Annotated in this window: 13 protein-coding genes; 10 read left to right on the top strand and 3 right to left on the bottom strand. The window is 70.9% G+C overall.

Going from position 1 to position 14,658, the window contains the following annotated elements; all coding sequences use genetic code 11:
- Positions 1-4 precede the first annotated feature (4 nt).
- From DQ392_RS16720 to DQ392_RS16700, 5 genes are all read left to right on the top strand, one after another.
- Positions 5-796, top strand: coding sequence for a DUF4311 domain-containing protein (locus DQ392_RS16720; protein WP_114016423.1), 792 nt, complete (start codon positions 5-7; stop codon positions 794-796).
- Between the two features lie 17 nt (positions 797-813).
- Positions 814-1,557: a DUF4310 family protein gene (locus tag DQ392_RS16715; RefSeq protein WP_114016422.1), complete on the top strand. Its 744-nt coding sequence runs from the start codon at positions 814-816 to the stop codon at positions 1,555-1,557.
- A gap of 32 nt (positions 1,558-1,589) precedes the next feature.
- On the top strand, positions 1,590-2,759 hold the full coding sequence (locus DQ392_RS16710; protein WP_114016421.1) for a DgaE family pyridoxal phosphate-dependent ammonia lyase: 1,170 nt from the start codon (positions 1,590-1,592) through the stop codon (positions 2,757-2,759).
- Between the two features lie 160 nt (positions 2,760-2,919).
- The gene (locus DQ392_RS16705) at positions 2,920-3,192 is read left to right on the top strand and encodes an HPr family phosphocarrier protein (RefSeq protein ID WP_114016420.1); all 273 of its coding nucleotides are present in this window, start codon (positions 2,920-2,922) and stop codon (positions 3,190-3,192) included.
- Positions 3,189-3,884 carry a bifunctional 4-hydroxy-2-oxoglutarate aldolase/2-dehydro-3-deoxy-phosphogluconate aldolase gene (locus tag DQ392_RS16700; RefSeq protein ID WP_114016419.1) on the top strand — a complete coding sequence of 232 codons (696 nt, stop codon included), beginning with the start codon at positions 3,189-3,191 and terminating at the stop codon, positions 3,882-3,884. Before DQ392_RS16705 ends, DQ392_RS16700 begins: the two co-directional genes overlap by 4 nt.
- A gap of 120 nt (positions 3,885-4,004) precedes the next feature.
- Here the strand turns inward: DQ392_RS16700 and DQ392_RS16695 are convergent, their stop codons facing one another.
- On the bottom strand, positions 4,005-5,639 hold the full coding sequence (locus DQ392_RS16695) for a fucose isomerase (RefSeq protein WP_114016418.1): 1,635 nt from the start codon (positions 5,637-5,639) through the stop codon (positions 4,005-4,007).
- 396 nt (positions 5,640-6,035) lie between these two features.
- Between DQ392_RS16695 and DQ392_RS16690 the strand changes: the two genes are divergently transcribed.
- The 4 genes from DQ392_RS16690 to DQ392_RS16675 are packed head-to-tail and all read left to right on the top strand — an operon-like array spanning position 6,036 to position 10,317.
- Complete coding sequence (locus DQ392_RS16690) at positions 6,036-7,085, top strand: glycoside hydrolase family 172 protein (RefSeq protein ID WP_245981560.1); 1,050 nt, start codon at positions 6,036-6,038, stop codon at positions 7,083-7,085.
- Between the two features lie 37 nt (positions 7,086-7,122).
- Positions 7,123-8,499 carry an ABC transporter substrate-binding protein gene (locus DQ392_RS16685; RefSeq protein WP_114016416.1) on the top strand — a complete coding sequence of 459 codons (1,377 nt, stop codon included), beginning with the start codon at positions 7,123-7,125 and terminating at the stop codon, positions 8,497-8,499.
- Positions 8,496-9,464, top strand: a complete 969-nt coding sequence (locus tag DQ392_RS16680; protein WP_114016415.1) for a carbohydrate ABC transporter permease — start codon at positions 8,496-8,498, stop codon at positions 9,462-9,464. The genes DQ392_RS16685 and DQ392_RS16680 overlap by 4 nt, the downstream gene beginning before the upstream one ends.
- Complete coding sequence (locus DQ392_RS16675; RefSeq protein ID WP_114016414.1) at positions 9,454-10,317, top strand: carbohydrate ABC transporter permease; 864 nt, start codon at positions 9,454-9,456, stop codon at positions 10,315-10,317. The genes DQ392_RS16680 and DQ392_RS16675 overlap by 11 nt, the downstream gene beginning before the upstream one ends.
- A 96-nt stretch (positions 10,318-10,413) precedes the next feature.
- Here DQ392_RS16675 and gad read toward each other — a convergent pair whose 3' ends face one another.
- Positions 10,414-11,838 carry a glutamate decarboxylase gene (gad, locus tag DQ392_RS16670; protein WP_114016413.1) on the bottom strand — a complete coding sequence of 475 codons (1,425 nt, stop codon included), beginning with the start codon at positions 11,836-11,838 and terminating at the stop codon, positions 10,414-10,416.
- Between the two features lie 282 nt (positions 11,839-12,120).
- A complete protein-coding gene (locus DQ392_RS16665) occupies positions 12,121-13,080 on the bottom strand; it encodes a GntR family transcriptional regulator (protein ID WP_114016412.1) in 960 nt (319 codons plus the stop codon).
- A gap of 265 nt (positions 13,081-13,345) precedes the next feature.
- Here DQ392_RS16665 and DQ392_RS16660 point away from each other — a divergent pair, with 265 nt between their 5' ends.
- Positions 13,346-14,650, top strand: coding sequence for an aspartate aminotransferase family protein (locus DQ392_RS16660; protein ID WP_114016411.1), 1,305 nt, complete (start codon positions 13,346-13,348; stop codon positions 14,648-14,650).
- Positions 14,651-14,658: the final 8 nt, after the last annotated feature.

Raw genomic sequence — 14,658 nt, 5'->3', positions numbered from 1 at the left:
GGCCGTGAACGAGACCCTCACCATCCTGCTGGAGTCCATGGTCATCGGCGCGCTCATCGGCTTCGGCGCCTCCGCCGGGGTGGCCCGCATGTTCCACGCGCCCAAGGTGCAGGGCATGGGCGCGTTCCGGACACTGGGCGAGCTGAACGCCTGCGAGAACGACCCGGTGGCGCACTTCTCCTTCGGCTTCGGGTTCTTCTTCAACGCCTGGGCCAGCGCGGTCGGCACCGGCGCGCTGACCTCCGACGTGGACCACCGCATCGTGCCGCACTGGGCGGCCGCGCTGTCCATGACCCGCAACCGCAACCTCGCCGAGACGCTCCACAACCCCCGGCGCATGGCGTTCTTCGGCGCGGGCGTGGGCCTCGTCCTGGTCTCGGTGCTCAACACCACGGCGGCCTCGATCCCGCACTCGTTGCAGAAGGTCGCGGCCGAGGTGCTGGGGCCCGCGTCCGAGTGGCTGATCAACCCCGTGATGCCCATCGTGTTCTGGATGGCGGCCGTGGACGCGGGGCGGCGCACCGGTGGCTGGGGCAGCGCCCTGGGCGGCCTGGCGCATGTCGTGATGGGCAACGCCGTCCCCGGGATCGTGCTCGGCATCGTCGTCGGCAAGGCCCTGGACGACCTGGGGCGCACCCGGGTGACGCGGGTGCTGGTGGGCGCCGTCGTGGCCCTCTTCGCGGTGAGCGCCCTGCTGCGCGGGGTGGACATCCAACTGCTCCAGCAGATGAAGGTCGACGTACCGCACTGGCTGAGCCGATTCCACGACGCGACCGGCACCACCCCGACGGACTGAGAGGCAGGAGCACAGGCATGGCGCACGCGGAATCCGGCGCGACTCCCGGCGCGGCGACCGCCGCCTCCGGCGCGCAGCGCACCCCCGCCACCACGCCGGACGGCGCCAAGGCGCCCGGCGAGGGCAGCTTCTGGCTCTCGGAGTGGGCCTTCCCGCTCTTCGTGGCCACCCTCGCGGCGGGTATCTTCACCGGCACACACCTCTACTACGTCTACCGCACCGGCACCTTCAGCGACGTCGCGGTCACCGCCCTCCTCAAAGGCGGTATGGAGAACGGGAGTTACGGTGCCGCGGCCGCCTTCGGCGCGGGATTCCTCTTCGCCCGCGTCATCGAGGGCCCGATGGTGGGCATCCTCGACATCGGCGGTTCCCTGCAGACCGGGGTGGGCATCGGAATCCCCGCCATGCTGCTGGCGGGCGGCGTCACCGCACCCCTGGAGCACTTCTGGCTGGCGCTGCCCACCGGCGCGGCGGTCGGTTTCGCGATCGGCTGCGTGATTCTGCTGATCCGCCGCGCGACCGTCAACTCGTCCCAGAACACCTCCACCTTCGGCGCCGACGTGATGATGGGCGCGGGCAACTCGGCGGGCCGGTATCTGGGCCCCCTGGTCATCATCGCCGCCGCGACCGCCTCCATCCCCGTGGGGCTCGGCTCCACCCTGGGCGCGCTGCTCTTCTACTGGTGGAAGAAGCCGCTGACCGGCGGCGCCATTCTCGGCGCGATGCTCTTCGGCCTGTTCTTCCCCCTCACCGGCAAGTGAACTCCCCCGTCACGACAGCGGAGAAAGGCACCATGACCGACTCCCTCTCCCCCACCCCCGCTCCCCCGTCCTCCCTGTACGAGGAACTGGGCCTGGCCCCCGCCCTCAACGGCAACGGCAAGATGACCGCGCTCGGCGGCAGCAGACTCAGCGACGGGGTGATCGCGGCGATGGCCGAGGCCGCACGCAGCCACGTGGTCATGGACGAGCTGCTCGTGGCCGCGGGCCGCGACCTGGCGGCGGCGACGGGCAGCGAGGACGTCTGTGCGACCACGGGCGCCGCTTCCGGTATCGCACTGGCCGTCGCCGCGCTGATCGCGGGCGAGGACCTGGCCAGGATCGAGGCGCTGCCCGATCCGGGCGGCCGGCCCCACGAGGTCGTCCTGCCCAAGGGGCACGCGGTGCACTTCGGGGCCCCTGTCCGGCAGATGATCGCCCTCGGCGGCGGCAGGCCCGTCGAGGTCGGCTCGGCCAACAAGGTGCGCGCCGCGCACCTCGCCGCGGCGGTCGGGGAGCGCACGGCGGCGCTGATGTACGTCCAGTCGCACCACGCGGTGCACAAGGGCATGCCGTCCCTCGCCGAGGTGGTCGCGGTGGGCCGGGAGCACGGGGTACCCGTGATCGTCGACGCCGCGGCGGAGGAGGACCCGCGGGCCTGGACCTCCACCGGCGCCGACCTGGTCGTCTTCAGCGGTGGCAAGGCTCTCGGCGGCCCGACGTCGGGTCTCGTCTGCGGATCCGCGGCACTGGTCGCCGCCTGCCGGGCCCAGTACGCCGGCATCGGCCGGCCGATGAAGGTCGGCAAGGAGACGGTGCTCGGGCTGGTGCGAGCGGTGCGGGAGCACGCCGCGCCCTCCGACGGCGGTCAGGTCGGCCGGAGCGGCCAGGGCGGCCACCACGACCGGATGGCACGGCTGGCCGTCCGGCTGGACGCGCTGCCCGGCATCACGGCCCGCGTCGTGCCCGACGAGGCGGGCCGCGACATCCACCGTGCACAACTGCTGGTCGATCCGGTAGGCGCGGGCCGGGACGCGACCGGGCTGGCGGCCGAACTCGCCGCCGGCAGCCCCCCGGTATTCCTCCGCGACCACCACGCGGGCTCGGGCCGCCTGGCCGTGGACCCGCGGTGTCTGACACCGGAGGAAGAGGAGGCGGTGGTGCGCCGGCTGAGGGAGCTGCTCGGTGCCGCACCGCCGAACTGACCCCCGCTGACCCGCACTGCCCCCGCCGACCCCGGCTCTCCCGCGCCGGCTTCCACCGAACCGCGCCTGCTCACCGTGCTCGGCCGCCTCAGCGGCCACCCCCGCGCACGCACTGCCCCGCCGCACAAGACACCTACGCACGCAAGGAGATCATCCCGTGATGACGGTCGAACGACGCCTCAAGGTCACCGAAGCGGCAGGCCTGCACGCCCGCCCCGCGGCGGCCTTCGCCCAGGCGGCCGCCCAGGCGGCGGCCGAGGTGACCGTCGCCCGCGCGGACGCCGGGCCACAGGCGGCCGGCGTCCCGGCGCACAGCGTGCTGTCGCTCATGACGCTGAACATCCGCTGCGGCGACGAGATCGTGCTGCGGGCCAGCGGAGACGACGCGGACAGCGCGCTGGAGACCCTCGTCCGTATCGCGGCCCCCGCATGAGCGCCGCCCGTCGGCCGGCGGCGCCCGGCACCCAGGGCGAGCCCGTCGTGGACCTCGGCTCCACCGCCCATCTGTCCCCCGCCCTGCGGTCGGTCATCGACCGGCTGGAGACGGCGCGGATCGTACCGACCGTGCGGGCCCACGACGCGGAGAGCGCCGACCGGCTGGCGGGGACGTTGTGGGAGGCGGGCGTGCGTGCCTTCGAGTTCACCGCGACCACACCCGGCTGGCAGGGACTGGTCACCCGGTGGACGCGGCAGGAGTCCGCGGTTCTGCTGGGGCTGGGTACCGTCACCTCGGCGGCCGTCGCCGAGTCGGCGCTGGAGGCCGGTGCCCACTTCCTGGTCAGCCCCTTCCAGGTCCCCGAGGTGCGGCCTGTGGCGGACGCGGCCGACCGGCTGTTCGTCGAGGGCGGGCACAGCCCGACGGAGCTGCGGGCGGCCGCTCTGCGCGGCGTCGCCAAGCTCTTCCCCGCGCATGTGGGCGGCACCGCGTATCTGCGCTCCCTGCGCTCGGTACTGCCGGGCGCCCGGATCATGGCGACCGGCGGGGTGCGGATGGAGACCGCCGCCGACTGGCTGGCCGCCGGTGCCTTCACCGTGAGCATCGGCAGGGAGCTGGCCGAGGCCGACGACGTGCCCGCGGCGCTGGAGCGTCTGCGGGAGCAGCTGGCAGCCGGGACCAGCGCCTGAGCGGGACAACACGCTCTCAGGCGGCCGGGCTCGGGCCCGGCGACGAGCCGGGCTCCGCACCGACCGGGGCGGCGTTCGCGGGCGCCGCCCCCCAGGCGGGTCCGGGCGCCGCCCGCGCGGTCACCACCGCACGTCGCCGCACAGATGCACCTCGACCCCCAGCTCGGCGAAGAGCGCCGCCTTGGCGCGCAGCGCCCTGTCGGCGGTGTCCGCGTCCGCTCCGTAGGCCACGTTGAGGTGGTTGGCGCGGTGCCGGGCCATGAACTGGTCGCGGCTGACGCCGTGCAGCACGGCGTGCATGATCGGCCACTGCGGATTGGTGGCGTCCAGCCGCCGCCGGGTCTCCTCCGGCGGCAGCTCGACCGACGTGCCGCGGCCGAGGTCGACGTGGAGGCGGCCGTCCATCACGAAGACCCGGGACCAGACGATCTCGCCCGGCTTGGAGACGCCGCTGAGGGTGCCGCCGCCGAGCGGGAAGAACATCGGGGGCTGCCGCATGCTGTACGACTTGTCGTAGCCGCCGTTGTGGGAGGCGGGCACCGAGCCGGAGATCTCGAAGACCCACACGAACCGGCCCTCGTACTCCTCGCCCCACCTGATGTCGTGCAGCGTGGTGGCCGGGTCGAGGCCCATCGCCGTCCAGAGGCGGTTGGTGACCAGCGAGTCGACGGCGACGCCCTCGTCCACCTCGTTGAAGTGCGGCAGGGGCACGCCCGGGTACAGCTCGCGGGAGCCGTCCCTGCTGCGTACGGCCGGGCGCTCGACGTTGTTGAGCAGCCCCTCCGCAAGATCGCTGGCCGGCACGGTGTCCTTGAGCCCCTGCTGGTACTGGATGCCGACCGCGTCGAGCCCGAAGTCGTCGGCGATCCGCAGCGCGGCTATGTACATCCTGAACTGGCTGAGCAGCTGCGCGTCGGTCAGCTCGGTGGCCTCGTCCGTGCCGGTGTGGAACGTCATGCCGGCGCGGTCGAGCCAGTCGCGTACCTGCTGGGCCTCCTCGTCTGACACCTTCCGCATCTCGGCGACCAGGGCGCTCTGGGACAGGCGTTCCTTGTAGACGCCGAGCGGGTTGAGGAGTTCGTCGTCGATGATGGCGTTGTACATGCCCATGCAGCCCTCGTCGAAGACGCCGATGATCGCCTTCTCCTGGCGCAGCTGCCGGGCGAGCGCCGCGCCCAGTTCCGTCTCCGGGTCCTGCGGGAGCGGGGGCAGCGGGCGCACGTGGCCGGTGTCGTGGCGGAGCGTGCCGGTCTCCAGCCAGGTGCGCAGCCCCTGCCGGGCCCAGTCGTCGGTGAAGTCGGCGCTCCACAGCACCGCGTAGTCGCGCCCCGCCTTGGTGAGGCTCCCCGCCAGGTTCAGCAGGCCGACCAGCCCGGGGAACTCGCCGCTCCAGTTGGCGACGATCAGGACGGGTCCCCGATGGCTGCGCAGTCCGGCCAGCACGTGGTGGCTGTACTGCCAGACGCCCTCGACGACGATCAGCGGCGCCTCGGGCGGCAGGTGCTTGAAGACCTCGATCCCCGCCCGCTGGCTGTCGATGAACCCGTGGCCCTTGTCCGGGTCCACATTGTGGCCCCGGCGCACGTTCCAGCCGAGGCCCGTGACTGCCGCGGCGAGGTCGCTCTCCAGTTTCTCCTGGGTGGGCCAGCAGGTGGCGTTGGCGGCGGGGCGCAGGTCTCCGCTGGCCACGGTGTAGACGGTGTGCGGCTCGGCGGCGGGCGGTCGGCTGGGCTCGGGGAGGGCGTAGGTGGTCATGCGGTCTCCGTTGGTCGTACTTCCGGCCCCGGGCGGGTCGGCAGATCGGAACAGGCGGCAGTCGGCCCCGACATGACCTGGGACAGTGGCAGAAATCGATTTCAGGGTCAAGGGCGTGCACGGCAATGACCTTTGACCCGGTCAAAGGCCCACGCACTCGCCCGTATCCGCGTCCTCAACGGCCTGGGAAGCCCACCCCTTGACACCCTCGGAGGCCCTCTCTAGGTTTCGGTGAAATGGATTTCACGAGTCCGCGCCGCTGACCGGTGCCGCCTCGCTTCTCCCGCGTCCCACGGTGCCTGTCCCAGACCGCGGCGCGCGCCACGTACCCCACCACGAGGGCAAGAGACGATGACGACCTTTGGACTCGACGGCCTCACCCGCAGGACGCGCGCCGTGAGCCGTTCCATCAGCGCCGAGAACTTCACCGGCGCCAAGTCCGGCGGCGGCCGTGCCACGGAAGGCACCGGCGCGGTGGCGGCAGGGCGGCTGGGCCCTGGCTGGAAGATCTCCCCCAGCATCGACATCGCGCCGGGCGGCAGCGCGGAGCTCGCCGACATCGAGGGCCCCGGCACCATCCGCCACCTGTGGTGCACCACCGACCCGCACGCGGCCTGGCGCGGCACCCTGCTGCGGATGTACTGGGAGGGCGAGGAGGAACCGGCCGTCGAGGTGCCGCTCGGTGACTTCTTCTGCAACGGCTGGAACACCTTCAGCCAGGTCTCGTCCGTTCCCGTCGCCGCCAACCCCAACGGCGGCTTCAACGCGTACTGGCCGATGCCCTTCCGGCGCCGGGCGCGTCTGACCCTGGAGAACCTCGGCGCCGAGAAGGTCACCCTCTACTACCAGGTGGACTACGAGTCGGGCGACGTCGAGAAGGACGCCTCCTGGTTCCACGCCCAGTGGCGGCGCAGCCATCCGGTGCCCTACGGCGACGTGCACACGCTGCTGGACGGTGTGACGGGCGCGGGCTGCTATGTCGGCACCTATCTCGCTTGGGGCGTCAACAGCCCGGGGTGGTGGGGCGAGGGCGAGCTGAAGTTCTACCTCGACGGCGACGCGTACCCCTCGATCTGCGGCACCGGGACCGAGGACTACTTCGGCGGTGCCTGGAACTTCGACGTCCCCGGCCAGGGCTACACCTCCTACACCACCCCGTATCTCGGGCTGAACCAGATCCTGCGCCCCGACGGGCTCTACCGCAGCCAGCAGCGGTTCGGGATGTACCGCTGGCACGTCCCGGACCCCATCAGGTTCGGCGCGGACCTGCGGGTGACCGTGCAGAGCCTCGGCATCGGCCCAGGACAGGGCAACGGCCTGCCGCACCGCTACCGGCACACCAGCGACGACATCGCCAGCACCTCGCTGTTCTATCTCGACGCCCCCGTCCTCGCCCCCGGGTCCCGCCCCGCCACACCGGACCTGACGGCACTCGAAGTCGACTGACCCCCACCCCGTCCCACTCCTCGACAGGAGCGCACGCATGCTCCACCACCGCGCCGCCGCCAAGCGTGCGGCCGCACCCCCCGGGGCCACCCGCCGCCGATTCCTCACCGCGACGGCCGGCGCCGGTGCGGCCGCGGCGTCCCCGGCGCTGCTCACCGGCTGCGGTACGGCCCGCGCCGGCACGGGTCGCCTGCGGTTCTGGAACTTCTACGGACCGCAGCGCTCGCCCGACCCGGCGGTCAACGCACAGTCGAAGTGGTTCGTCGACACCGTGGACCGGTGGAACGCCACCCACGAGACACAGATCGACCTCGTCTACCTGCCGCGGAACACCTACATCAACAGCTTCAAGCTGCCGTCCGCCTTCGCCACCGGCGAGGGGCCCGACATCTTCCTCCTCTCCCCCGGCGACTTCCTGCGCTACTACAACGGCGGCGTGCTGGCCGACCTGACGCCGCACATGGCGAAGGAGGCCGTCGACGACTTCGGCTCCGCGCTCGACAGCCGCAAGGTCGACGGCAGGGTCTACGCCCTCCCCATGGAGGTCGAGCCGCTGGCCATGTTCTACGCCCAGGACGTGTGGGAGAAGGCCGGCCTGTCCGAGGGGGACATCCCCACCAGCTGGGACCGGATGCTCGACGTCGGCGACAAGCTGCGCGCCAAGACCCGGGCCGGACTCGTCTTCGAGACCAACCCCGGCTATTTGCAGAACTTCACCTGGTACCCGTGGATGTGGCAGGGCGGCGGTGAGGTCCTGGACGAGAGCGGCGAGGTCGCCTTCGACTCCAAGGCCACCCGCCAGGCCCTTCAGCTGTGGCAGGACGCGGTACGGCACGGCATCGCACCGCGTACCCCTCCCGCCGCCGGCGATGTCGTGGGCGGATTCAAGGGCGGCAACGTCGCCATGTGGCAGCAGGGCATCTGGAACGTGGCGAGCTTCAAGGCGTACGCACCCGCGTTCAAGTACGGGGTCTTCAAGCTGCCGGTACCCCCCGGCGGCAGGTACCTCACCGCACTGGGCGGCTGGTCCTTCGCCGCCAACGCCCGCAGCGGCGACGCCGAGGCCGCGGCCGAGTTCTGTGTCTGGGCACTGGGATCCATGAAGGACGACTCCGTGGACCGGATGGTGGACTGGTGTGTCGGCGCCAAGTCCGATGTCGCACCGCGCGAGAGCGCGCTGGAGCGCGGCGCGGCCAAAGGCGGCTACGACTCGGCCGTCATGCGGCGGTTCAAGGACGAGATCTTCCCCGGCGGCCGTGGTGAGCCGCGCTATCCCCCGGTCGTCTACAAGGCGATCTCCGACGCCATCCAGGGCACCATGCTCGCCGACCGCGGGGTGGCAGGCGAGACGGAGAGAGCCGCCGGGGCCATCGCCGCCTACACCGAGAGCTACAAGGGGGCGAGCCTGATATGAGTGGCGTCGTCGTACCGGAACGCCGCGAGACCGCCGCACCGGCCGGGGCCCCCAGCGCGTCGGAGGGCCCGCGACCGCGCCTGCGCCGCGAACGCCGCGAGTGGCTGGCCGCCGGGCTCTTCCTGGCGCCCGACGTGCTCGGGCTGCTGGTCTTCGTCGCGATCCCCATGGTGCTCTCCTTCGCGCTGAGCTTCTTCCAGGTCAGCGGCTTCGGCTCCTACGAGTGGATCGGGCTCGGCAACTACCGGCGGATGATGGGCGATCCGCTGTTCTGGGACTCCATGAAGATCACCGGCCTGTACGTGGTGATCCTCGTGCCCGTGCTGTTCTGCGTGAGTCTCGGTCTCGGACTGCTGGTCAAGCAGAGGTTGCCGGGGGTCGGCGCCTTTCGCACCGCGCTGTTCATGCCGTACGTCATCAGCCTCGTCGTCGTCGGCGTGCTGTGGAAGTTCCTCCTCGACGAGCAGACCGGCGTGGTCAACCGGGCCATGCGCGCCGCCGGGTTCGACGGCCCGTCCTGGCTGGGCAGTCCCGGCCTGGCTCTCGGCTGCGTCATCGCCGTCACGGTGTGGGTGATGATGGGCTACTACATGATCATTTTCCTGGCGGGGCTGCAAGAGATTCCCCGGGAGTACTACGAGGCCGCGCGGCTCGACGGCGCGGGCCCGTGGACCACCTTCCGCACCATCACCTGGCCGCTGCTGCGCCCCACCAGTTTCTTCGTGCTGTTGATGTCGACGGTCGCCGCCCTCACCGGCGGTCTCGACCTGATCTTCGTGCTGACGAACGGCGGCCCCGCGAACGGCACGTCCCTGGCCATCTTCTACATCTACCAACAGGCCTTCGGTTTCGGGGAGTACGGCTACGCGTCGGCCATGGGCTCGTTCCTGGTGCTGATCATGGTCATCGTCTCGGCGGTGCTCTTCACGGTCACGAGAGGCGGGAGGTTCGACGATGGCGAGTGACACCGTGGCGACCCGGTCGGGCGGCACACCGGGCGGCAGGCGAAGGCCGGTGTCCTCCCGCACCGGGCTGACGGTACTGGCCGTCGTCGTCTCGCTGATCAGCCTCTTCCCGGTGCTGTGGATGGTCACCTCGTCCTTCAAGACCAGGACGACCGTCACCGACGGCAATCTGATCCCCCGCGACTTCACGTTCGACAACTTCGTCTACGTCTTCACCGAGGTACCGTTCGCGCGCTACCTGTGGAACAGCTTCTTCACCTCGGCGGTGATCACCGTGGTGGCGCTGTTCTTCCACTCGATGGCCGCCTACGCGCTGGCGCGGCTGCGCTTCCCGGGGCGCGACAAGCTCTTCGGAGCGATCTTCGCGACGCTGCTGGTCACTCCGCCTGTCGTCCTGATCCCGCTGTTCATGGTGGCCCGCCAACTGCACCTGCTCGACAGTTACGCCGGGCTGATCGTCCCGGCCGTCTTCAACGCCTTCGGCATCTTCCTGCTGCGCCAGTTCTACCTCCAACTGCCCAGGGAGCTGGAAGAGGCGGCGGTCGTGGACGGCTGCGGCCACTGGCGGGTGTACTGGAACATCGTCTTGCCGATGTCCCGGCCGATCCTCTCCGCCCTGGCCATCTTCTTCTTCCTCGCCAACTGGAACGCCTTCGTCTGGCCGCTGGTCGCCACCAGCGACCAGGACCTGACGGTCGTGCAGTTGGGCATCGCCTCGTTCCAGACGCAGTACGGATCCAACTGGAACTACATCCTGGCGGCCGCGACGGTGGCAGCGCTGCCCATGCTGCTCCTCTTCTTCGCCTTCCAGCGGCAGATCGTGGAGTCCGTCAAGACGTCCGGGCTCAAGTGACGGCACCGCGCCGGCATGGGGACGGCACAGCGGCGGAGCGGAGCTTGGAGCGGAGGCCGGCATCACCGTGGGACGGCCGCGCGGAGGCGGGGCGGCTCAGTGGTGGAAGCCGGTCGCCTTCCGCTCGTCCTGCTCCAGCGGGCCCGGCTGGCGGCGCAGTTCGGGCGTCAGCCGGTCCAGGGAGTCGAGCAGCAGACCGGCCAGGTCGGCGGTGAAGCCGTTGCGGCAGACGATGCGCAGCACGGCAAGGTCCTGCCGGTGCGGCGGGAAGGTGTAGGCGGGGACGAGCCAGCCGTCCTCGCGCAGGCGCCGTGAGACGTCGAAGACGGTGTAGGCCGAGACGCCCGGTGCGGTGGTGAAGGCCAGTACCGGCAGGTCGTCCCCGCGTGTGAGCACGCGGAAGTCGTCCAGCCGTGCGATGCCCTCGGCGAGGGTGTGCGCCACGTCCCGTGCGGCCTGCTGGACCGCCCGGAAGCCCGCCCGGCCCAGCCGCAGGAAGGTGTAGTACTGGGCCGCCACCTGTGCGCCGGGGCGGGAGAAGTTCAGCGCGTAGGTGGGCATGTCGCCGCCGAGGTAGTTGACGCGGAAGACCAGTTCCGCCGGGAGGCTCTCGGCGTCCCGCCACAGCACCCAGCCCACCCCCGGATACACGAGTCCGTACTTGTGCCCCGAGGTGTTGATGGAGGCGACGCGCTCCAGGCGGAAGTCCCACACCAGGTCGGGATCCAGGAACGGCGCGACCATCGCGCCTGAGGCACCGTCCACATGCACCGGGATGTCCAGTCCCGTGCGCTCGTGCAGGGCGTCGAGCGCGGCACACAGGCCGGCGATCGGTTCGTAGGAGCCGTCGAAGGTGGACCCGAGGATTCCCACGACACCGATCGTGTTCTGGTCACACAGCTCGGCCGCGGCCTGCGGGTCCAGGTGGAAGCGCTCCCCCTCCATGGGCACCAGCCGGGGCTCGACCTCCCAGAAGTTGCAGAACTTCTCCCAGCACACCTGTACGTTCACGCCCATGACGAGGTTGGGCCTGTCGCCGGCAGAGGTCTTGTCCCTGCCCGTGGCGCGGCGTGACCAGCGCCGTTTGAGAGCCATCCCGGCGAGCATGCACGCCTCGCTCGACCCGGTCGTGGAGCAGCCCACGGCCTGCCGAGGGTCAGGGGCGTGCCACAGGTCGGCGAGCATCGCCACACAGCGGCGCTCCAGTTCCGCCGTCCGGGGATACTCGTCCTTGTCGATCATGTTCTTGGCGCTGCACTCGGCCATCAGCGCGTCGGCCTGCGGCTCCATCCACGTGGTCACGAAGGTGGCCAGGTTCAGCCGGGCGTTGCCGTCGAGCATCAACTCGTCGCGCACGAGGCCGTACGTGGTCTCGGGCGCCATCGCCTCGTCGGGCATCCGGTCCACGGGGGGCGTGGCCCGCATGCCGGCGGGGCCGGCCGCCACGTGGAACGGGTTGACCGACAGTGTCCCGTGCCGGGCGTCCGTGTCCCGGCGGGGCGCACCATGATGAACGGCCACGGGTTCCCCTCTCGACCGGTCAGCTGTGACGGCAGGCGACAGATCGAGCGTATGCGCGACCGGCACTTCCGGCACGGCGAGCGGGGCCGCGCCGTCCCGGCGCGATGGCCGGACCGCTCACGCGCACCCGGTCACGGCCGCCGGGGCCGGCGGGCTCGCTCGCCGTGCCGGGCCACGGCGCCCGTGGTCTCCACCGGATACCGGGACAGGTCACGACAGGGGCCGCCGGGCTGGGAGAACGTACTCTTCGGTGGCTGGGGAACCGGATGATGACCCAGCAGGTCAGCGCGTATGCGGACGCGTACGCGTCCGGGGCGGCGCGACCGGCCGAAGGTCGCGCACCACATCGCTCACCATGCGGAGCGAGGCCGCGTCGAGGACGTTGCCGAACTCGATCACACGTACGCGCCCGGCGAACCGCGCGCTGAGGTCGGGCATCTCGCTGGGGACGACCACAAGGTCGATGCCCCGCAGATGCTCGTCGGTGGTGCCGGTCAGCACCTCGATGTTGGTGACGCCGGCCTGCGTGAGGGAGTCGCGGATGCTCGCGGCCTGGTCGTCGGTCGCGTACCACAGGCCCACCGTGCGGCTTCTGGGCACCTTGGCGATCTCGAGCAGCGTGCGGATGTGCGGAGCGACCACGATCGCGATGACATCCGTGGTCGGACGGCGCAGCAGGCCGCGTGCCTCAGCGAGGTGGAAGAACGTCGTCAGCACCAGGTCGTGGTGCTGGTCGGCGGCCTCGAACTCGCCGAGCACGAGCGGCTCGACAGGGATGCCCAGGTGCTTCTCCAGCTCGCCGCTGAAGTAGCCGGCGCGGTCGGCGTTGCACTCGACGAAGGACACCCGGGGTACGGCGCCCGCCGCCCGCCCCGCGAAGTCCGCCACGAGTTCCTGGATGTCGGAGGTGGACAGCCCCAGCTCGACGCACTCGCGCGCTGCCGCCTCCAGGACGGCTCGGGCCCGCTCCCGGGCCGCGGAGGCCGAGCGCGCCTGCTGTCCGCCGACGACGACCATGCCGTTGCGCCCGCGGGCCTGGAGGAGGCCCCGCGACCGCAACTCGCTGTAGGCGTGTGCCACGGTGTTGCGGTTGATGCCCAGGTTGCCGGCGAGCAGACGGGATCCGGGCAGACGCTCGCCGTCGTGCAGCTGCCCCATCTCGATCATGTACGTCAGCTGCGTGACGATCTGACGGTAGACCGGGACGTCGGACTGCCTGCTGACATAGAGGTTGGCGACCATGGTCCCCCGCTTCGCTGTTATGACCTACGGGGAAGCGTAGTGCACTAGGCCAAAAAAGGCAGCAGCCCACACATGCGCACTGCGCTCCATCTCTCCGTCCGCGCATTGTGCGCAGCTCAGAGCACATCTGCTCGGAGGGGGCCCTCCGGCGCCATTGGCCGCACAGCCTGAATGGCATAGCGTGCTATGCCACAAGAGTGTCGGCGCTCCGCGTCGTCACGGACCACAGCCCCCTGGGGGCCGCCGCAGCGATGCAGGAGATCCCATGAGCACGGACGCCTTCTGGAACGACGTCGACCGCCACCTGGTCAGGTACGGCGCGGGCTTCACGCCGCGCGTCATCGAGAGCGCCGGCGGCTCCTACGTCCACGACAGCGACGGAGCGGCCGTCCTGGACTTCACGTCCGGACAGATGAGCGCGGTACTGGGGCACTCGCACCCGGACATCGTGCGCGCGGTCACGCATTCGGTCGCCACGCTGGACCACCTGTTCAGCGGGATGCTGTCACGGCCGGTCGTCGACCTGGCGAAGAAGCTCGCCGCGACGTTGCCCACCTCCCTGAGCAAGACGCTGCTGGTGACGACAGGAGCGGAGTCCAACGAGGCGGCCCTCAAGATGGCCAAGCTCTACACCGGCAGGTACGAGGTCGTCTCCTTCGACCGGTCCTGGCACGGCATGACCTCGGGAGCCGCGGCGGCGACCTTCTCCGCGGGGCGCCGCGGATACGGCCCTGCCCTGCCGGGCAACCTGACACTGCCGACCCCCAACGCCTACCGCTCGCCGTTCCGCCGCCCCGACGGCTCCTACGACTGGGAGGCCGAGCTCGAGTACGGGTTCGCTCTGGTGGACCAGCAGTCCAGCGGTTCGCTGGCCGCGTGTCTGATCGAGCCGGTCCTCTCCTCCGGCGGCATCATCGACCTGCCGCCCGGCTACCTCGCCCGCCTCAAGGACATGTGCGCCGAGCGCGGCATGCTCCTCATCCTCGACGAGGCACAGACGGGCCTGGGGCGCACGGGCCACATGTACGCCTTCGAGCGCGACGGGGTGGCACCCGACCTCCTCACCCTCTCCAAGACGCTCGGCGCCGGTCTGCCGGTCGCCGCGGTGGTGACCAGCGCCGACATCGAGCAGGTCTGCCAGGAGCGCGGCTTCCTCTTTTTCACCACGCACGTCTCCGACCCCCTGGCGGCGACCGTCGCGCTGACGGTCCTCGACGTCATCGAGCGTGACGGCCTCGTCGCACGCGCCGCGGATCTGGGCGCGCAGCTCACCGACCGGCTCGTGGCTCTCCGCGACACCTACGAGGTCGTCGGCGACGTTAGGGGACGCGGCCTGCTCCAGGGCATCGAGCTGGTGCACGACAAGGAGAGCAAGACGCCCGCCGACGCGCTCGGCCAAGCCGTCACCGCGGCATGCCTCGAAAGGGGCCTGCACCTGAACATCGTCCAGCTGCCCGGCATGGGAGGGATCTTCCGGATAGCCCCACCGCTCACGACGAGCGACGAGGAACTCCATGCCGGCGTCGACATCCTGGAGGCGTCACTCAAGGCGGTCCTCGCGGGGAGGTGACGGCCTCC

It is taken from the genome of Streptomyces reniochalinae (assembly GCF_003323735.1).
Classification (GTDB): domain Bacteria; phylum Actinomycetota; class Actinomycetes; order Streptomycetales; family Streptomycetaceae; genus Streptomyces; species Streptomyces reniochalinae.
This window is presented reverse-complemented; position numbering and strand designations above follow the sequence as displayed.